The organism is Pontibacter populi, assembly GCF_019336435.1.
Taxonomy (GTDB): Bacteria; Bacteroidota; Bacteroidia; order Cytophagales; family Hymenobacteraceae; genus Pontibacter; species Pontibacter humidus.
Genome location: NZ_JAHWXQ010000002.1, coordinates 327,359 through 345,879 on the forward strand (window position 1 = coordinate 327,359; position 18,521 = coordinate 345,879).

At 43.2% G+C, this 18,521-nt stretch carries 17 protein-coding genes; 11 read left to right on the forward strand and 6 right to left on the reverse strand.

What is annotated here, in order from left to right; translation table 11 throughout:
• Window positions 1-199: 199 nt before the first annotated feature.
• The 3 genes from KYK27_RS08000 to KYK27_RS08010 form a co-directional block, all read right to left on the reverse strand.
• On the reverse strand, window positions 200-1,171 hold the full coding sequence (locus tag KYK27_RS08000; protein WP_199109515.1) for a DUF6340 family protein: 972 nt from the start codon (window positions 1,169-1,171) through the stop codon (window positions 200-202).
• Between the two features lie 185 nt (window positions 1,172-1,356).
• Entirely contained in the window at window positions 1,357-2,457 is a 1,101-nt protein-coding gene (locus tag KYK27_RS08005; protein ID WP_199109516.1) for an alpha/beta hydrolase, read from the reverse strand.
• Window position 2,458: 1 nt separating this feature from the next.
• Window positions 2,459-3,025, reverse strand: a complete 567-nt coding sequence (locus KYK27_RS08010) for a sugar O-acetyltransferase (protein WP_199109517.1) — start codon at window positions 3,023-3,025, stop codon at window positions 2,459-2,461.
• A 114-nt stretch (window positions 3,026-3,139) separates the two neighbouring features.
• Between KYK27_RS08010 and KYK27_RS08015 the strand changes: the two genes are divergently transcribed.
• On the forward strand, window positions 3,140-3,967 hold the full coding sequence (locus KYK27_RS08015; protein ID WP_199109518.1) for a helix-turn-helix domain-containing protein: 828 nt from the start codon (window positions 3,140-3,142) through the stop codon (window positions 3,965-3,967).
• Window positions 3,968-4,611: 644 nt separating this feature from the next.
• Window positions 4,612-5,028 (forward strand): hypothetical protein, encoded by a 417-nt coding sequence (locus tag KYK27_RS08020; protein WP_199109519.1) that lies wholly within the window; start codon window positions 4,612-4,614, stop codon window positions 5,026-5,028.
• A gap of 848 nt (window positions 5,029-5,876) precedes the next feature.
• On the opposite strand, the gene KYK27_RS08025 is transcribed toward KYK27_RS08020, so the two are convergent.
• Window positions 5,877-7,094 carry a sensor histidine kinase gene (locus KYK27_RS08025; protein ID WP_199109520.1) on the reverse strand — a complete coding sequence of 406 codons (1,218 nt, stop codon included), beginning with the start codon at window positions 7,092-7,094 and terminating at the stop codon, window positions 5,877-5,879.
• Window positions 7,095-7,428: 334 nt separating this feature from the next.
• Here KYK27_RS08025 and KYK27_RS08030 point away from each other — a divergent pair, with 334 nt between their 5' ends.
• Complete coding sequence (locus tag KYK27_RS08030; RefSeq protein WP_233150336.1) at window positions 7,429-8,604, forward strand: alpha/beta hydrolase; 1,176 nt, start codon at window positions 7,429-7,431, stop codon at window positions 8,602-8,604.
• A gap of 124 nt (window positions 8,605-8,728) precedes the next feature.
• Here the strand turns inward: KYK27_RS08030 and KYK27_RS08035 are convergent, their stop codons facing one another.
• Both KYK27_RS08035 and KYK27_RS08040 read right to left on the reverse strand, forming a co-directional pair.
• Window positions 8,729-9,343 (reverse strand): cupin domain-containing protein, encoded by a 615-nt coding sequence (locus KYK27_RS08035; protein WP_199109521.1) that lies wholly within the window; start codon window positions 9,341-9,343, stop codon window positions 8,729-8,731.
• Window positions 9,340-9,888, reverse strand: a complete 549-nt coding sequence (locus tag KYK27_RS08040; protein ID WP_199109522.1) for an RNA polymerase sigma factor — start codon at window positions 9,886-9,888, stop codon at window positions 9,340-9,342. The genes KYK27_RS08035 and KYK27_RS08040 overlap by 4 nt, the downstream gene beginning before the upstream one ends.
• 542 nt (window positions 9,889-10,430) lie before the next feature.
• On the opposite strand from KYK27_RS08040, the gene KYK27_RS08045 reads away from it, so the two are divergent.
• From KYK27_RS08045 to KYK27_RS08080, 8 genes are all read left to right on the forward strand, one after another.
• Window positions 10,431-10,670, forward strand: a complete 240-nt coding sequence (locus tag KYK27_RS08045; protein WP_199109523.1) for a twin-arginine translocase TatA/TatE family subunit — start codon at window positions 10,431-10,433, stop codon at window positions 10,668-10,670.
• 194 nt (window positions 10,671-10,864) lie between these two features.
• On the forward strand, window positions 10,865-11,578 hold the full coding sequence (locus KYK27_RS08050; protein ID WP_317195904.1) for a ferritin-like domain-containing protein: 714 nt from the start codon (window positions 10,865-10,867) through the stop codon (window positions 11,576-11,578).
• A gap of 8 nt (window positions 11,579-11,586) precedes the next feature.
• Entirely contained in the window at window positions 11,587-12,387 is an 801-nt protein-coding gene (locus tag KYK27_RS08055; RefSeq protein WP_199109524.1) for a ferritin-like domain-containing protein, read from the forward strand.
• A gap of 396 nt (window positions 12,388-12,783) precedes the next feature.
• A complete protein-coding gene (locus tag KYK27_RS08060) occupies window positions 12,784-13,344 on the forward strand; it encodes an RNA polymerase sigma factor (RefSeq protein ID WP_233150337.1) in 561 nt (186 codons plus the stop codon).
• The gene (locus KYK27_RS08065) at window positions 13,337-14,170 is read left to right on the forward strand and encodes an anti-sigma factor domain-containing protein (protein ID WP_199109525.1); all 834 of its coding nucleotides are present in this window, start codon (window positions 13,337-13,339) and stop codon (window positions 14,168-14,170) included. Before KYK27_RS08060 ends, KYK27_RS08065 begins: the two co-directional genes overlap by 8 nt.
• Before the next feature lie 1,103 nt (window positions 14,171-15,273).
• On the forward strand, window positions 15,274-16,860 hold the full coding sequence (locus KYK27_RS08070; RefSeq protein WP_199109526.1) for a PQQ-dependent sugar dehydrogenase: 1,587 nt from the start codon (window positions 15,274-15,276) through the stop codon (window positions 16,858-16,860).
• 34 nt (window positions 16,861-16,894) lie between these two features.
• A complete protein-coding gene (locus KYK27_RS08075; RefSeq protein ID WP_199109527.1) occupies window positions 16,895-17,710 on the forward strand; it encodes an SDR family NAD(P)-dependent oxidoreductase in 816 nt (271 codons plus the stop codon).
• A gap of 33 nt (window positions 17,711-17,743) precedes the next feature.
• Window positions 17,744-18,520, forward strand: coding sequence for an alpha/beta fold hydrolase (locus KYK27_RS08080; RefSeq protein WP_199109528.1), 777 nt, complete (start codon window positions 17,744-17,746; stop codon window positions 18,518-18,520).
• Window position 18,521: the final 1 nt, after the last annotated feature.

An 18,521-nucleotide genomic window follows, 5' to 3' on the forward strand; every position in this document is an offset into this window, starting at 1 on the left:
CCTTAAGTGCAGTTAAACTCTATTAAAAGAAAAAGATGACGGTTGTTTGTAAGCAATTCTAAACTTTCTGCTTGCTCCCCGCAGGCCAATACGTATTATCTGATTTTGCTATTATTACGATTTTAACTTACTTTCTAGCCGATCTACCCTATCTCATCGCTAAATGCAGCAACCTCCAGCACCTCTTTTCCTGATGAATTTATTCCAGGCTTTTCCTATGAAGTAATATCTTGGCGTAGTCTCTCCCGAGCTTATTGCCATACACTTCGTATGATTTTTTAGCCCACTCCAAGGCTTGGTCAGTATTACCCAGTACTTCGTGTGCAACAGCAATGTTGAGGCTAGCCATCCCGGCGTTTTTGCGACTTACCTTACTCAATAAGGCAGTCCAGCTATTTATAGCGCCTTGCCAATTAGCGACTTCAGAGCTCCTGAACGCAGCCTTAAAGGTATGTTTACTGGATCCTTTCCCTTTTTTGTAAAGCTTTCTCTCAACAGTATAATAGCCTGGGAGAAAACGCTCGATGTAGGTACGCCCAGCCTCGTATGCGGTATTGGGCAGGGCCTCAGGTGGCGGTAACGTCAGAGTACTGCCTGTTGCTCCATTAAAGGTCAGAAAGCTCTTTGCCTGGTGCTGATCAAGTATGGTCCTGGAGGCAGGGTCATACAACCGCCAGAAAGCATGTACATTTACCCTGATCTGGCTGGGGGTGCCAGGTATGGGGGCCTTATTACCCAGTGCTGCGGTGACACCGTTGGTAACCGTTGATAACAACACATCAGAGTTGGAATCGAATGTCTCAAGCACGAGTAAAGCGTCCGCGTTGCTGGCATCACAAATGGTTTTTACAAATTCCCAATCGAGCAGCTCAGGCGTCTGGCGAGTACCTGTTCCGTATAGCCTGGTTCGCTGTGGGATCACCACTTGTATGCTCCTGTGTCCATTGATCCTATCAATTACGCCTTTCAAACACTCGTCGGAAGCCAAATGGTCTGAACCTAAAACCTCTCCTGTCACAATGGCCTCTAACACCTTCCCCTGCTTATTCTCTGGCCTTGTGAGCGACCTGTTCACTAGCGCGATCGTTTGGACGTCGTCTGGCAGGTATACTTGGGGCGGTAATGGGTAATCTAACTTAACATAGCCATGTTTGCTGCACCCGCTAAACATCAGGCTTAGCAACAAAAGATAAAGGGGCGATCTCTTAAGTAAACGAGAAAAGTATAGCATACATTAAATATATAAAATATTTGATCAACCTATACCTTTACTTTAAAACGGATTCACCTAAACTTACCTTTCACGCAGCCCGTCTTTTGCTGGAATGCTTTTATTCTGGATTGCTTTTATTAAAATTATTTTACCTCCTGAAAGCTCTTATTAAAGAAGGCTTCTAATCTATCAAATGGGATCAAATCTTTTTTGTCATACAGATCGACGTGGTCTGCATTAGGAACGATCACCAGTTCCTTCGGCTCGGAAGCCATTTTATACACATCCTCTGAGTAATAACGAGAGTGCGCCTTTTCTCCGGCAATCAGCATAACCGGGCGGGGCGAGATCATGTCAATATTTGCCGCCATCGGGAAGCTGAAGAAGGCCATTGGAGTTGTTGCTGTCCAGGCGGTGGTAGAGTTGATGGACCTTGGGTGGAAACCGCGTGGTGTTCGGTAGTAATCGAAGAAAGAAGCCAACACCGGGTCCGGGTTCTTAGGCAATGTTTCAGGAAGTACGCGATTCCCTTTTACTACATTGCCGTTCTTGTCAAACGGCACCTCGTGCAAGCCGACTGCATAGCTTCCGTTCTCCGCATCTGCCCAGCGCTGCTGACTCAGGTAATCCACTACCTTTTTTCGCTGCTCCAGGGTATAACCGTCTTTATGACCGCGGCTCATGCTGCGGGACATGTCGTACATCGAAGCGGTGGCTACCGCCTTAATACGCGAATCGCTTGTGGCGGCAGTGAGTGCCATACCGCTCAAACCACAAATTGCCATGAGGCCAATACGGTTACGGTCAACGGAAGGCAGCAAACCGATATAGTCCACCGCTGCACTGAAGTCTTCTGTAAAAATTTCGGGAGAGGCAACGTTGCGCACCTCTCCACCACTTTCACCAGTGAAGGAAGGATCAAAAGCCAGGGCAACAAATCCTCTGGCAGCCAACTCGTTTGCGTAAAGTCCCGAAGACTGCTCTTTCACTGCTCCAAACGGGCCGCTTACGATCAAGGCTGGCAGCTTCTGATTTCCACTGTTCTTTGGCGTGTACAGATCTGCTGCTACCGTTATGCCATACTTATTTTTGAATGTTACTTGCCTGCGTGTTACCTGGTCGCTCAACTCAAAAGTATAATGCTCCCTTTCCTTCGTCTTATTTTTACTTTGCTGCTTCGAATTCTGACTGAAAGCCTGCCCACTTATGAGTAAGGCTGCTATCATGAATACTAAATGTTTCATACTAAATTGTTTTAATAGGTTTTGCAGGAATACCGCCCACCACCGTATTGGCGGGCACATCCTTTGATACAACGGCCCCGGCCGCTACCACCGAATTTTCTCCCACTGTAATCCCTTGCAGAATGGTAGCATTAGCACCAATCCAGGCATTCTTCTTGATGAAGATGGATTTGGGTACAAGCGACTGCCTCTCTTCCGGGGAGAGCGGATGACCTTCTGAAAGTAGCTTCACGCCTGGCGCCAGCATCACATCATCTTCAATGGTAATGCCGCCCAGGTCCAGGAAAGTGCAGCCAAAGTTGATGAATACATTTTTGCCAATGCTGGTGTTCTTCCCGTAGTTGATATACAAGGGCGGAAACACGGCTGTGGATGCATCGATTTTACGTTCTGTGATCCGGCTCAACAGATTTCGAATTTCTTCGGGGTTACTGGAATTGTTCATTTGCTGGACCAATTGCATCGTGGCATAAGATGCTTCACGCAGTCTGCTGCCCTGCGGATCGTTTGGAGAAATTGTCTCCCCTTCTCTCAGGCGCTCAAAAATATCTTTATCGTCTGTTTTCATGTTGTGTTATCGCTTAGTATTACAAAGTTAGAGCAGAACCATTTCTTAATTGTTACACATTATTCGGCAATAATGTCAAATACCACCTATCTTCATAGAAAGAATCCCTGAATCATGACGCATAAAGCAGCACCTAAGGTTATTTTATTGGAGGTAACGAATAGTAAGGGCCTTCCTGACCACTTTCAGGATCATTATCATACCCATTTAGTATGTCACCGTGGGAGTATCAGGTTTGTATTCAACGACCAGGAGATGGCGTGTAAAAGGGATGAGTTTTTGTTTTGGTTTGCCGAAAGCAGGCTTTCCGGTTTGCAGCTTTCAAAGGATTTTAAAGCTACGGTATTGCTGGTGGAGAAAGATTTTCTGAATAACAATCTTCCTGACCAGGGCTGGAGCATCAATGCCCTGTTGCATTCCAGGGTTTACCCGGTAAAAACGATACATGGCGAGAATGGTAGACAAAAAATTCTTCTGAACTTCAAATGGCTACATGACCGTTTTTTGGAAACCGAGCATCGCTTTTACACCGAAGCCCTGAGCCTGCAGATGCAACTGTTTATTCTGGAGATGTGGCACATCTTTGCCAATGAATATGAAAGACGGAAGCACAGCCTGCAAACCGGAACCCTGTATGAGCGGTTTATGCAACTGGCAGGGGAGCATTGCATGACCGAGCGTGAAGTACAGTTTTACAGCAATCAGTTAAACATTACCCCCAAATACCTTAACCAGATCTGTAAGCATTCATCCGGTATCACAGCTTCCCAGTGGATCCAACGCTTTGCCCGGGAGCGCATTATCATCTTGCTAGAAAACAAAAAGCTCAATATCTCTGAAATCGCCGACAAAATGGAATTTGGTAGTCGTTCATTTTTTACCCGCTATGTGAAAAAGCTATTGGGCGCCACCCCCAGTGAGTATCGAAGCAGAATGGGCTAAAGAGAAATGTATTCAATATTAATGTTGTAAGCTGCTAATAATCACTAAATAGACAAATGGTTTATCAGCTATATTTACATTGGGTAGCATGCTTATTTTATAGCTACTTGGTCCTGCTTTATCTGGATACATTCATTGCTGTATCTATTTGTTTTATATGTTTAACTCATGAGGATTTCCAGAAACTAATATTCATTGCGTATTATCAACTACAAAATATGGTATTGGAATTGCAGGTGTAGATTTGGGTATTTTTTAGTTTAACAGTATGAGCATTGAGCTTAATATTTTCTTAGCACTAAGCAGTCATCAACAGCAGCTATATCCCAATGTATAAACTTCAGAAAATCTATCCTTTGAATTCACATTAAACTTAAAACCGATTATCAAGATAAATAAACGTGTTCATCATTTTCAGAGTAATAAAAAAATTGCATTCTATTATTAAACGATGCTTTAATTTCTCTTACCTGGTGCTTCTCCTATATACTATATGTTCACTGAACTATAGTATTCATTTTTTTTTAAACCCGCGCCTCCAATCTAAGTAATTCCTACAAAATGATTAAAAATTGAAGTTATAGTTTGGAGTGTGCCCTTACAGAGCTTAAGTTTGAAATTCTGTTAGTTTATCGTGAATACAAATGGAAGATATATACTTTCAAAATCATGCTGTAACCATTACCTATAATCCTGATATGCAGTTAGGCACTGCTATATGGAGAGGCTTTTTGAGTAGCGATGAGTTTAGGGAAGCCATCTTAAAGTGCCTGGAACTGATAGAAAACAGGCCTGTTGTGAGATGGTTAGGGGATAACCGCGACATGAAAGTTATTCGGCCTATAGACCAAGTTTGGTTTGTAGATACGGTACTTCCAAGGCTTCATCATTCTGCCCTGCGAAGAAATGCAGTGTTACATTCAAAAGATTTCTTTAACAAGGCTGCTGTAGAGCAAATCTACAGACGTACCGAAGGTAGGGGCGATCTGATTACTAAAGATTTCGATAGCAAGGCCTTGGCATTGGCTTGGTTAAAAGAGGACATTCAATTGGAAGCTTAGCGTCTCCTTCTACTATATCCACCTCATTTTTAGTGTCCCAGCAGCTTCTATTCTAGATTACAGCAAAATCCGCAGTTAAGCTTCTCTTCTGCAATGCAGAAGTACTGGAGTGACTAAAAAGGTAATGCCGCTTTGTTAATTCAAAGACTAAAGGTTTAGCACTTTTAGGGTACGATTGCTACTAAATATGATTACTGATGTGATTCAAATACTCAACAGTATCTCTCATTAAATCACAAAGCAGTTTGAAGTACAGCTATCGGGAATAACCTGACTAACCACATTACCTAACCAGCTTACCCACTAGCTTCTGGTTTAAGGCTAGGTTAGTCTATAGCTGTGTTACTTTGCTTAAGCCAATCGTTAGCATCTTCTACAGCAGTGAATGATTCTAACTGGAAAGGGAGCGCTAGGCTTGCATTGATCGTTTGAATGGTACCTCCAGACCGCTTTTTAAGATCCAGGTATAGCTTCGGATCTGATCCACTATAATATCGATGTTGTACTTAACTTCCGCTATAAGATAACCATGCAGGTCCGGGTAGTTGACGTGTAATAGATCGGTAGCTGGGTCATAGTCAAGCTTTATTACCCCTTGTCTATAAGGATTATAAAATTTATTGGTACAGGGAACATCAAATCTACTGCATGAAAATTCAAACCCGCGTATTATTTGGCCAATCCAGCTAGAAACAAGACAAAACTTTACTTACCTAAAAGTAAGGGGCACATATTACAAATAGCAAAAGCTTCTTAAGGGAAAGAATGGAAAAGGGAATGAGCTGGCTTTACCGAATTTTTCTGTCCCTCCTTTCAGTGTTTAGAATTGTAGCACCTTACAAGTAGCGTTATCTGTCTGGAAGTCCTTCTTTCGGAATCTCAATAAAGACTCTGGTGCCTCTATTTTCTTCGCTTTCGAACCAGATAATTCCTCCGTGCCATTCTACGATGTTTTTAATGATAGACATGCCTAGGCCTACGGATTTCTCTCCCCTGATACCAATTCTGCGAGCCTTGGTAAATTTATCAAACACATAAGGCTGTACTTGGCTTGGTATACCCACCCCATCATCTTCTACTGTGAACAGCACTGTTCGCTCCCTTTCATCTACTTTCAGTTTGATGCAGCCGTTGTCTAAAGTAAACTTAATGGAGTTAGAAATCAAGTTATTTATAGCTTGCATAAACTTCATCTCGTCAAGATAAAGGAAGATAGGCTTGGAAGGAGCTATCAACTCAAACCGCTTTGCAGCTAGGTGCTGTTGCTGTTTGTAATTATCCATCAAGACTTTTATCCGCAATACAATATCAATACGTTCTTTGTTGAGCGTCACTTGAGATGATTCTAAAAACTCATTATCAACAAAGTCCCGGATCATGTCTGAGCCCCGTTTGGCGTTGTCCTTAATATAGGAAAGCGTTTTATGCACATCTTCTATCAGACCTTCCGCTATCTGATATTCCAGCAAATTTCCTAGGCCCTCAATATTGGCAAATGGCGCTGCTAGGTCATGGGAGAGAATTTCTAAAGTCGCATTTTTCTTAGCATTGAACTTGAGAATGTTATACAGATATTCTTTATGATCGGTAATATTTTCCAAGTAGCCTCCAATGTAAGCTTGTCCATCTACATCGATGCGCTCAGCAGCTAAACCTAGCCAAAGCACCCTTTTTTGGTTGGGGTATATTACCCGGAACTCAACTTTATCCAGCTTCTCTTCCTGTGATATGCCAGAGATAAGCTTTTGGTATTGTAATATTATAAATTCCTTGTCTTGCGGATGAATCAGTTCCAGAAATGAGGCTGGAGATTTCTCTAATTGCTCTATTGGAAGTCCTACTAACTGGCTACATCGTGAGCTGAGTAACTCAAACGTCTTACTTTTTAAATGGTAAAGAAAATATGCTTGGCAAAAGCTTTCAACCAGCTGCCTAAGGACATAAAGATTATGGAAGTTATGAAGATCTGCCATCAGTTGCTGGTTAATATCAAAGTAAATACCATTCGGGGAAGGTATACTGCAAACTCCTAAAGTTGTTTTCAGTCCCTCTAGGAAATACCCCATGCGCAAAAGCTTTTACAATAAATAAATCAGGTTTTCATCCCAATCATACCGCTGAACATAGTCTTTTGCTACTCGATAGTATCTAAGTTCGGGCAGCAGTCAGTACCGGGTCTAGTGCTAATTTAATCTTTGAATATTGGCAGTTAACTGCTCAAAAGAATCTCGTAACGATGAATTTATTAGATTAACGATAGTACTTATTTTGTGTAAAAGACAATAAATCATAACCTGCTACAGTTCAACTCTGCCTTTCTGCCTATAAGCATCTGGCCAGCTCAAACCGATTTGTCTCTGCATTACGTACGTACTGGCATACTATCCAGCAACTTAAACTATGAAACAAACATTAATTCCACTTATGCAAAGCGCAGTTATGATGGCTGCACTTTTCACCACAATAACTGCTTGTGATCCCAAGAAAAAAAACTCTTCAGAAACAGAATCAAACAAGACTACAACAACTGAGGATATAACACAACTAGAAGACACAGTCAGCACTTCTCCACAAGCTATACAACCCAAGGGCCCTAAACCTGATTGGGCACCGGCTTCCCTTACGCCTCAGATGCAGGCTGTGCTGGAAACGTTGGACAGCTTGAGCGCTGGCAAAAAACTAACAGACCTGACGCCACAACAAGCCCGTCAGGCACCAACGCCAACTGATGCCGTGAAGACCCTGATGCAGGAAAACAACATTCCTATGCCACCATCGAAAGTAGATACCAGTGGAGTACAGATTCCGGTAAGTGAGGGCAAACAAATCTATGCCCGGATTTATACTCCTAAAAATGGTGCTGGCCCTTTTCCGGTTATTGTTTACTACCATGGTGGTGGCTGGGTAATTGCTAATCTGGATACCTATAGTGCTTCTGCGCAAGGGCTGGCAGAACAAGTAGGAGCAGTCGTGGTATCGGTCGCTTACCGGCAGGCACCGGAAAACAAATTTCCAACGGCACATAATGACTCTTATGCAGCCTATGAGTGGGTACTCAAAAATGCAGCTTCCATCAAAGGAGATCCAAAACGCATAGCGGTTGCCGGGGAAAGTGCGGGCGGTAACCTGGCTGCTGCGGTAAGCATGATGGCACGGGATAAAAAAGCACAACTACCTTTACACCAGTTACTAGTTTATCCCATTGCGGACTTCAGCATGAACACACCTTCCTACCAGGCCAATGCCAATGCCAAACCTCTAAGTAAACCATTGATGGCCTGGTTCTTTGACAAGTACTTGAAAAGTCCAGCTGATGGCAAAAATCCGATGATCTCGCTAGTGCAGGCAAATCTGAAGGGGATGCCTCCTACCACCATTATCACCGCAGAGATAGACCCGCTCATGAGTGAAGGGAAAACGCTAGCAGACAAGTTGAAAGCAGATGGTGTGCCCGTGACTTATCAAAATTACAAGGGTGTAACACACGAGTTCTTTGGTATGGCTACTGTAGTGCCAGAGGCAAAGCAAGCCCAGCAGCTTGCGGCCGCAGAATTAAAAAAAGGATTAGATAAATAATGTAATTTTTTATTAAAGCAGGATATAGTTTACAACTATAAACTGGAATGATCCATTCAGAATAGTTACTAACAAAAGCAGCCGATACACTTAAGATATTGGCTGCTTCTGTTAGTAAATTACTTTACACTTCGCTTAAGCGCTGTAATATGGCTTTGCAGGGGACATCTGAAGTCACTATTAACTGGTGAGGTGCATGTAGTGGTATAGCAAAATAACTGCCCGGTGTCAGAGGATAAGATTCCTTTCCTACTCTCATTTGGCAGGTACCTTCTACAATTAGGAAACGTTCGTGCTCATAGTGGTGTACTTCCTCCTCAGATACATCTTTTACCCAAACTATAGCTGTTGTAGCAGTAGGTGTATAACCAATGATACGAGCATGGATGCCTTCTGCATCAACTGGAAGCGTAGCCTTTGGATGATCCAACCATTTTTGATAATCGCTGATACTAGCGTCAGGGGTTAATAAAGGGGGAGATTCCGGGAGTTCATCCTGTTTCATGCGCTCCAGGTAATCTATAGTTGCCATTAACAGTGCTTTAACAGAAGCGCGTGGTTTAACAGCATGAGATTGGGCATAAGACTCTAAAGACAGGCTGATCTGCTCCAGTTCCTTTTTTACTTCCGGATGCATTGCAGCCATTTTCTCTACTGTAAGTACATCTTCAGAGCTGGCTGCTCCCATAACATACAGCTCCAGAATACCGGACTCTATAAATTCTGTAACAGGATTCATAATGATTTTTCAGCCTTTAAATGAGTAAATGCTCTTTTCAACACAGTTCTTAGTTCGGCTACTGTCAGGCTTAGCTCCTTTGCCGTTTCCTCACACGATCGGCCTTCTAAGTGAAGCAGTTCCAATACTGATTTCTCCAGAGGGGCCAGTGTACAATGGTCTTTCTTCTTTACATGTCCGTTTTGCAAAGATAAAACTTTATGTTGCTGTTTAGGCGTTTCAGCAGGGATATTTGGAGCAATTTCAGTTGAGGTATTATTGTTGGTTATAATAGCTGTTAGGGCTATTTCACGAGCAATAGCCAATCCCCAGGTAAGAAGGCGTTCTTTTGATGCATCATATTTACCGATGCGCGACCAGATAGCAACAAAAGATTCTTGCAATACCTGTTCTGCCAGGTCGCTATCCTTCACAATCCTGGTTATCATGCCCAATAGTATTGGAGCATATGCATCATAAAGTTTACTTAGTTTCTCCTGTCTGCCTTGCCGGAGTGCAGCTACTAAACTTTGTTCTGTCTCGCCCTGAAAATCTATCCCGATCATATTAAATTTTTAGCCCGACAACAATTTAGTATCTAACCGGTCAAATGGTATTTATTTTAAATAATAAAATGCTTCATTCCATGTTTCCACTTGTATTTATTAATACGTAGGAATATATATTGGAACTGAATTATTTAAGCTTTTATTAATGAAACATAATACTTTTTAACAAATTAATGAAAGCCAGACAACTATAGATCTAGTACATTCGGCAACAGCCAGATCTATACCATGATCTTATATAGTTTGCATGTGAACAGATGCATCATTACTTCCAAAAGTTAACTGATATAGTTTCACTATCCCCCCGGGTTGATACTATGACATGAATAAAAAGCTGTTATCATATGTTATAAGGTTCTTTGCAGGTAAACTATTTTAGATTTCTGCATTCCGCTGCTTTTCATTCACTCCACAAATTTTGCATAAAGCAGGATTTCCAGTTAAACACGATACTTCCACATGGACATAAATTATTCAGTATAAGGGAAATCCAGATTGGCTTCCGGTTCGTTTGTATTGTCCACTTAAACTATATGGCTATGCAACTAACTAACATATTATTATTTCTGGGCGGCCTGGGGGGCATGGAAGTAGTGCTGATCATCGCAGCTATACTTTTATTCTTTGGAGCTAAACGCATACCTGAACTGGCAAAGGGACTGGGGCGTGGTATCCGGGAATTCAAAGATGCTTCTCAGGAAATCAAGAATGATTTTGAGAACACTATCTCTCATGACAAGCCTCAATCAGGCGAATCAGAAACAAAACTTAGAGCTTAAAAACAACAGAGCCCACCTAAAGAGATGGGCTCTGTTGTTTTTAAGCTCTAGCATTAACACTAAAGCTATACGCTCAAATTATTTTTCATTTACCTAAATCCAGTTGGTTATCTGGCATCGTAGGTCTTGCAATTCTACGGCACTTACGAATTGCCGAGAGCACGCAATCATCTGCTTACTATATGTTTTAAAATATGGAAAAACTACAAGACACCGCTATTGAGAAAGATGCCAGCTTTGAAAGCACAATGGCAGCCCCCATGCAACGCCGTATGTTTATGCGCTACGTCGGAGCAACTGCAGCTCTTACTACCCTAATTTTTGCCACCACATCCTGCGACGAAGATGGAGATGATATGCCTCGTGATCCGAATACGGTTGATCTTGGCTCCGGTGATACTGGTATACTTAACTATGCCTATGCTTTGGAACAATTAGAAGCTGCCTTCTATGCAGAGGTTGTTGCCAAATCATTAGGTTTATTTAACCAGACAGAACAGCAGATAATGCAGGATATCAAAGGTCATGAAGGTATCCATAGGGATTTCCTGAAAGCTGCGCTTGGCTCAAGCGCAATACCAGACCTGGAAGTAAATTTCAGCACTATCAACTTCAACGATAAAAACAACATTTTAACTACTGCCCGCACTTTTGAAGACCTTGGTGTTGCAGCTTACAATGGTGCCGGAAAGTATTTGGAGAATGCAGGTTTCCTGACACTGGCAGGAAAGATCGTTTCGGTTGAAGCACGCCATGCAGCAGTTATCCGCGATCTGATCTCGAATGGTACTTTCTCAGACTCAGCTAGCACCCAGGGGCTTGATCCTGCCATGATGCCGGCTGATGTGCTTGCAGCAGCATCTGCCTTTATAAAGACAAAAATCTCTGCTAATAACTTACCTAAATAAGCCTGACTATGAACATTTTCAAAATTATAGAAGATATAGAAAAAGTTGATCCGGAAGTATATAACCGCCTCGACTCACGCCGCAGTGCCTTTAAAAATTTAGGATCTATAAGTAAAAAAGCTGCATTTGCAGCTATACCGCTGGCACTTGGTTCAGTTTTCCAAAAAGCCTATGGTCAAAGCATTAACACCATTTTAGAAGTCCTGAATTTTGCGCTGAAGCTGGAATACCTGGAGCGGAATTTCTACACCCAGGCTTTGGCTGCAAACGGACTTATACCTGATGGTGCACCAAAAGGAGCCATCCAAAAGATACAGATGCACGAGGCCGCACACGTTGAACTGCTTAAAACAACAATCCAAAGCCTGAACGGGACGCCAATTGCAGAACCAACATTTAATTTCGGCAAGAACTTTCCGGACTGGAATACAAATTACCAGACCTTCCTGACGCTCGCCCAGGCTTTTGAAGATACCGGTGTGCGTGCTTATAAGGGACAGGCCGGTAATCTCATTAACAATGATGCCGTGCTTACTGCTGCCTTACAGATACACTCGGTAGAAGCACGCCATGCAGCTCATATCAGACGCATGCGTAATAACGAAGGCTGGATAGTAGGTGATGGCAACAATAGCAATGTGCCTGCGGGTGCTCAACCAGTTTATGCTGGCGAAGGCAATCTGGCACAAGGAGGTATTAATGACATTACAAGGCTTGGGGCTGGTTATTCAGCTGAAATTGCTTCCGGTGCCTTTGATGAACCACTAACAAAAGAACAGGTTGCAGCTATAGTTTCGCTGTTTGAATAGGTACTTAAAGTGTAAACTATAATTTTCAATAACTTTACATAAACCTAAAAAAAGAGCTACTTATGGTAGCTCTTTTTTTAGAAACTATAAAGGCATTAGCTTCTTATTTCTATCTTTAATTAATATACAGATTTGATGTTAAAAAGCTAACAGTACTCAGGCGTGTACTATTTACAGTAAACACTAGCCATTGTTAAGGTGATCACGAAAACTTAAACTATAGTTGCTTCTTACCGGTGAAGGCACCCTACTAAACGAAAAAAAATAACCCTAAAAGCTTTCTCAGAAAACCTTTTAAGCTTAGCCTAGTTAAAAATTTATTTCGGGTAAGAAATGTCAAATATCTGGTATCTTTCAAATACCCTTCTATGTTTTAACTTACGTATGGCAAACTAATTGACAAATCAACAACAACCTATAATTAAGCTATGCGAAGAGGAGTTGGTAGCACGTTTACGTGCACGCGACACTTCGGCAATGGCTGTGCTGTATGATATGTACAGTGCCACGCTTTATGGTGTTGTTTTGCAGATAGTGAAGATTGATGAGACTGCGGAAGATGTGTTACAGGACGCATTTGTGAAGATCTGGAATTCCTTCGAAAACTATGATACCACTAAAGGTAGACTCTTCACCTGGATGATTAATATCTGCAGGAATCAGGCTATTGATGCAATCCGATCAAAACAACACCGCGTAAATAATAAAACTGAAGATATTGCTGGTAATGCTCATTCAGGCATTTCTTCTGATGAGTTTAAACCAGATCACATTGGTGTAAGAGATATGGTAAATGACCTGAACCCGGAACAAAAGCAGGTAATTGACCTGATGTATTTTGAGGGCCTAACCCAAAGTGAAATAGCTGAAGCCTATAATATACCGTTGGGTACTGTCAAAACCAGAGCTCGCAGCGCTGTTAAAGTATTATCAAGATTTTTTAAAAGCCGTGCATAACGAGGAGTACATAGCATCTGGCATTCTGGAACTATACGCAGCCGGAGGACTAACACCGCCTGAACGGGAAGAAGTAGAACATCGTGCAGCCACTTCACCTGAAATACGTTTGGCGCTGGATGAGGCATGTGCGGTCATGGAATCTTATGCAAGCTGTTATGCGATTAGCCCGAGGACTGAGCTGAAAGACAAGATCATGCAGCAAATTGCAAATCCACAGAAGACTGAAGGAACGATAATTTCCGGAGAAGATATTCCAGTATATACTTTACCATATCCAAAAGAAGGTAATGAAGGTTCGGCTTATAAGTGGATGATGGCGGCAAGTATAGTTTTTTTTTTATTTTCAGGATGGCTTAGCTTTCATTTTTATACTAAATGGCAGGAGGCAGAGCAAAGATTAGCTGGGGTGATTGCTTCGGAGCAACTGATGGCTCATAACTATAGAAGCACTTCTTTTCAACTACAGCAGCAGGAAACTTTACTCTCTATTCTACAAAATCCTGACTTTAAAGTCATAGCATTGCATGGCGTAGAAGCACATCCGGAAGCTAAAATGAAAGTATATTGGAATGCCATGCAGCAACAGGTTTATGTGGATCAGGGAGAACTTCCAATTCCTCCTGCAGGGAAACAATACCAGTTATGGGCTCTTAAGGATGGTAAGCCTATAGATGCCGGTATGATAGATGTTTCTGACGGAAAAGCGGGCTTACAGCAGATGAAAAATATTAGCTCTACACAGACTTTCGCTGTTACACTTGAGCCTGCTGGCGGAAGCAAAAAACCAACATTGGAGAAACTTACTGTACTGGGAAATGTTTAAAGGGAAGTAATGTAGGGTTGGCATCTTCAAGAGAAATCAAAAGCGCGTTAAGTAAATTTAACCTAACATGGTTCTAATTTAATTTTGTATTTCTTCTCCCAGATGTGTTTCTAATGCAACTAAATTTTCGTGGAAATGAATCGATCATTCACTCCTTTGGTCTACTTTAATAAAAAAGCAGCTTCCCAGCAAATGGAGTGGCTTTTTGGCTTGATAAATTTTACCTTTAAGTAGACTTATCGAACTTCTCAGATAACAGTCAATTTAACCTCCGAAGCACCTTTTTATCGCCTGACAGACAACTTGCATTATTAACGCTCATGTAGTTAAATCTCAGTGCAAGTATCAAGTGAGGGTAGCCTGCACTTTTCCTGGAAATGATTTGTACTTCAATTTACACATTGCCCTTTATATGGCAGCGCAGAATAAATCAGGAGGTGGCTTAACCCCATTAGTAGAGGAGATGTGTTGTTCTGCAACAACAGGTACCCCCACAATACTGCGCCACTGTAAGTCTGCAAACCAGTCTTTGGGTATAATTCCTAATATCAAAACCTCTGATCATTACCGCCAAGTTAGAACTCTAATCCCTCTCGTTTCATAAATTCCCCCATTCAAAACGGACCATCCTAAGGCTGTATAAAATTATAAGCCATACAGTTACCTTAACCACAAATCATTTTGCTAAAACATCCGTACGTTCAGACTAGGGTAAGATATTTGTATAATAATAGGTTGTGCTTGTAACCTTTTGCATTTACTTCTATCTAACCTTCAAAATCATAATCGCACTTCTTATGCGGATACGAGCAGTATCATCAAATTACTTACAGCATATCAATGTCTTTACATTGATAACGGATGACTGTTCGCCTCCTGTACACCTAGCTGCTTTATAAAGAGACCAGGCCTGCATTTATCATTGATTTTATTTTAGGACAAAGCCACACTTGAGAAGTGTACTTATCTAGTTTTCTATCCTGAAAAAATATCATTTATTCGCCTAAGCCTGACTTCCTTAGTCAATTTTATTGCTAGGGAGGTATCCCTGTTCATCCCTACCAGCACCCTCCTTTAACTTTTTTCATCTTAACTGATAACATATGAAATCAACAGGTCCTCTATTGCTTATTTTATTACTAGTATCCTGCTCTGTACCGAAGACTACTGTTCCGGTAGGTATACTTACAAAGGAAATGCCTCAGGTTCCTTTGCCTGATGCCATTGCTGCGCAGGTTCCGCCAGGCTACAAAGCCGAAGTATTTATGCAGGACTTGAACTGGCCTACCAGTGTAGACTTTGATGCAAGCGGCAATGTATACGTGGCAGAAGCAGGCTACGTATACGGAGATCCTTTTGCTCCAGCACGTATATTCCGCATCAGTCAGAGCGGGGAAATAAACTTGTATGCTGACAGCTTTATAGGCCCCATAACCGATATACTCTGGCACCAGAATCAACTATACGTATCACACAGAGGGAAAATATCTACCGTAGGGGCAAACGGAGCAGTTCAGGATGTGGTAACGGGGCTGCCTAGTTATGGCGACCATTTCAATAATCAGATGACCGTGGGGCCGGATGGTAAAATATATTTCGGACAGGGCGTGGCAACCAATTCTGGTGTGGTAGGCCTTGACAATGCCTACCCTTATATCTGGCTCCTACTATGGCCCGATGTCCATGATATTCCAGCCAAAGATATAAAGCTTGCCCGTGAAAGCTTCCTGACACCGCAGGCGAGTAATGTGCTGGCACGCCAGGGAAATTTACTGAGCCTGGCTAGCAATGTAACGTACGCCGTAACGAGTATCTTCAACCGCAATAAGAATACTTCGCTGTTGGTACGCACTCGCGGTTTTCAGCCTTTCGGGGAACATAAACGCATAATAAAAGGACAGACAAAGGCCAGCGGCACCATTCTTCGCATGAGCGTGGATGGCAGTGGGCTGGAAGTATTTGCCTGGGGGCTGCGTAACCCGTTTGGGGTAATGTGGGGCCCCGATGGGCAACTCTATGTAACGGACAATGCTTATGATGAGCGAGGCAGCCGTCCAATCGCAAATGCCAAAGACAACATTTACCAGATTCGCCAGGACGGCTGGTACGGTTACCCGGATTATTCCAGCGGAATACCAGTAACAGACCCGCAGTTCCAGTCTGAACGTGGTTCTAAGCTTAAATTCCTGATGGCTGAGCATCCACCCGTTGAGCAGCCCTGGCTCACGCGTCCTGAAAATGCGGCCTCTACCAAGTTCGATTTCAGTACCAATGATACCTTCGGCTACAAAGGACATATGTTTCTGGCTGAGTTCGGCCCCGCCACGCCCATCACCTCCGATCCTCACCCCGGTACAGGTTACGTTGTAGTTCGCATTGATCCGACTACCAAAGAGGCACAGCCATTTCTGAGCAACAGCGCTCCTGGGCCTGAAGGATTGGAGTCGGTGGTCACGCCAGGCCCAAGGCACCCCGTTGAGGGCCGGTTCTCACCAGATGGACAGACACTCTATGTAGTAGATATTGGGGTGATCCATGGCGATGTAGCTGGTGCAGGTCCGTTCCCGCTGCCGGTACCTGGCACAGGTGTAATCTGGCGCATCACGAAAGCTGGAGCAACAAGCGCCGGCCCACCTGCCAACCTATCTCCTCTGCCTGCCCGCATGAATAGCCCGGTTCCAGGTAAATAAATCATATTACTTATGTGTATCTAATCATGAAACTATGGATCTGAAAATAAGCGGTCGGACAGCAGTTGTAACAGGTGCTGATTCCGGTATTGGTCTGGCAACTGCTAAATTGCTGGCAGCCGAAGGCGTAAATATCATTTTGAATGATAAGACTAAGACTGAACTGGAAAAAGCAGCTGAAGAAGTTCGCTCCAAAGCAGAAAGTAACGCAAAGGTAATTGCTGTAACGGCAGACCTGACTAAGTATGAGGAAGTACAGCAACTGGCAGCACAGGCAAAAGAAAAATTTAGTGGTGCAGATATCGTAGTGAACAGTGCCGGTATACGTGGCGCTGCCGGCGATTTCCTGAAACTCAGCGACGAAGACTGGTTTGCAACTATAGATACAGACCTGATGGGTGCCGTGCGTATTTGCCGGGCTTTTATCCCGCAGATGCAGACAAAAGGCTGGGGCCGGATCGTGCTGATCGCATCTGAAAATGCCCTTCAACCTTACGAGGAAGAAAGCCCCTACAATGCCTGTAAAGCCGGTATCATCAACCTGACCAAGTGCCTGTCCAAAGCATACTCGCCTCAGGGAATGATGATCAATTGTGTATCACCGGCCTATGTGGCCACCCCCATGACTGACGCTATGATGAAAGAACTGGCTAAAAAGCGAAACTCATCTGAAGACGAAGCCATCTCCTGGTTTTTGAAGAACAAGCGCGAGAATATTGTAGTAGACCGGCGGGGTAAAGCCAGTGAAGTTGCAGCAGTAATCGCCTTTCTGTGCTCCGAACACGCCAGCTATATTACCGGCAGCAATTACCGCGTGGATGGTGGCTCGGTGGCAACTGCCTTTGGTTAAGCGGGCCATTTTTTCATTTTAAAACTATAGCACATGGCAAATTCAAAAACAGTTAAGGAATGGGGAAGTAAAGGAAAGGTGCTGGTGTTTCTGCACTATTTTGGTGGGTCTGCTGAAAGCTGGCAATGGGTGGCCGAAAAACTCTCTGATAATTACCGCTGCGTAGCTTTAAACCTGCCGGGGTTCGGTAATACGCCTGCACTCGAGCTTCCTACTATAAAGGGTTTTGCAGATTTCGTTCGGGAAGAGCTGAATAAACTGAAAGTTGAAAGCTATACGTTGATCGGACATTCTATGGGCTGTAAGATTGCCCTGCAGGTGGCAGCTGATGCAACTATAGATGCCATCCGGCAGCTGATCTTAATCGCTCCTTCCCCACCAACCATAGAACCCATGCCTGAAAAAGAAAAGGACCGCATGCTGCATCACCCCGACCGGGATGAAGCAGAAACGAGTGTAGCCAATGCCATCAAACATAGCCTGACAAAGGAGCAGCATGCCCTGGCGATCGAGACGCAGCTTACCACTGACCCGGAAACCTGGCGCTGGTGGCTCCTGGAGGGTATGAACTCTTCTATAGCGGGCAAAATAAAGCATCTGCATGTGCCCATAACTGTAATAGCTTCAAATGACGACCCGATTATACCTCCTGCAGTTATTCAGGAGCAGGTGATGAAGGTGTTGAAACAGGCAACGCTGATTACTACTGAACATGTTGGTCATTTAAGCCCACTGGAGGTACCAATATGGATTGCAGATCAGATTAGAAATATAGTTTCAACACGGAAGCATCATCAACAAGTGAAATAAA

What these genes read in the sequence shown, in the direction of transcription:
- KYK27_RS08025 (WP_199109520.1), bottom strand. Translation starts at nt 7,094, where the DNA reads ATGGGGTATTTCCTAGAGGGACTGAAAACAACTTTAGGAGTTTGCAGT.
- KYK27_RS08020 (WP_199109519.1), top strand. Translation starts at nt 4,612, where the DNA reads ATGGAAGATATATACTTTCAAAATCATGCTGTAACCATTACCTATAAT.
- KYK27_RS08010 (WP_199109517.1), bottom strand. Translation starts at nt 3,025, where the DNA reads ATGAAAACAGACGATAAAGATATTTTTGAGCGCCTGAGAGAAGGGGAG.
- KYK27_RS08070 (WP_199109526.1), top strand. Translation starts at nt 15,274, where the DNA reads ATGAAATCAACAGGTCCTCTATTGCTTATTTTATTACTAGTATCCTGC.
- KYK27_RS08075 (WP_199109527.1), top strand. Translation starts at nt 16,895, where the DNA reads ATGGATCTGAAAATAAGCGGTCGGACAGCAGTTGTAACAGGTGCTGAT.
- KYK27_RS08080 (WP_199109528.1), top strand. Translation starts at nt 17,744, where the DNA reads ATGGCAAATTCAAAAACAGTTAAGGAATGGGGAAGTAAAGGAAAGGTG.
- KYK27_RS08045 (WP_199109523.1), top strand. Translation starts at nt 10,431, where the DNA reads ATGCAACTAACTAACATATTATTATTTCTGGGCGGCCTGGGGGGCATG.
- KYK27_RS08040 (WP_199109522.1), bottom strand. Translation starts at nt 9,888, where the DNA reads ATGATCGGGATAGATTTTCAGGGCGAGACAGAACAAAGTTTAGTAGCT.
- KYK27_RS08015 (WP_199109518.1), top strand. Translation starts at nt 3,140, where the DNA reads ATGACGCATAAAGCAGCACCTAAGGTTATTTTATTGGAGGTAACGAAT.
- KYK27_RS08050 (WP_317195904.1), top strand. Translation starts at nt 10,865, where the DNA reads ATGGAAAAACTACAAGACACCGCTATTGAGAAAGATGCCAGCTTTGAA.
- KYK27_RS08005 (WP_199109516.1), bottom strand. Translation starts at nt 2,457, where the DNA reads ATGAAACATTTAGTATTCATGATAGCAGCCTTACTCATAAGTGGGCAG.
- KYK27_RS08030 (WP_233150336.1), top strand. Translation starts at nt 7,429, where the DNA reads ATGAAACAAACATTAATTCCACTTATGCAAAGCGCAGTTATGATGGCT.
- KYK27_RS08035 (WP_199109521.1), bottom strand. Translation starts at nt 9,343, where the DNA reads ATGAATCCTGTTACAGAATTTATAGAGTCCGGTATTCTGGAGCTGTAT.
- KYK27_RS08055 (WP_199109524.1), top strand. Translation starts at nt 11,587, where the DNA reads ATGAACATTTTCAAAATTATAGAAGATATAGAAAAAGTTGATCCGGAA.
- KYK27_RS08000 (WP_199109515.1), bottom strand. Translation starts at nt 1,171, where the DNA reads ATGTTTAGCGGGTGCAGCAAACATGGCTATGTTAAGTTAGATTACCCA.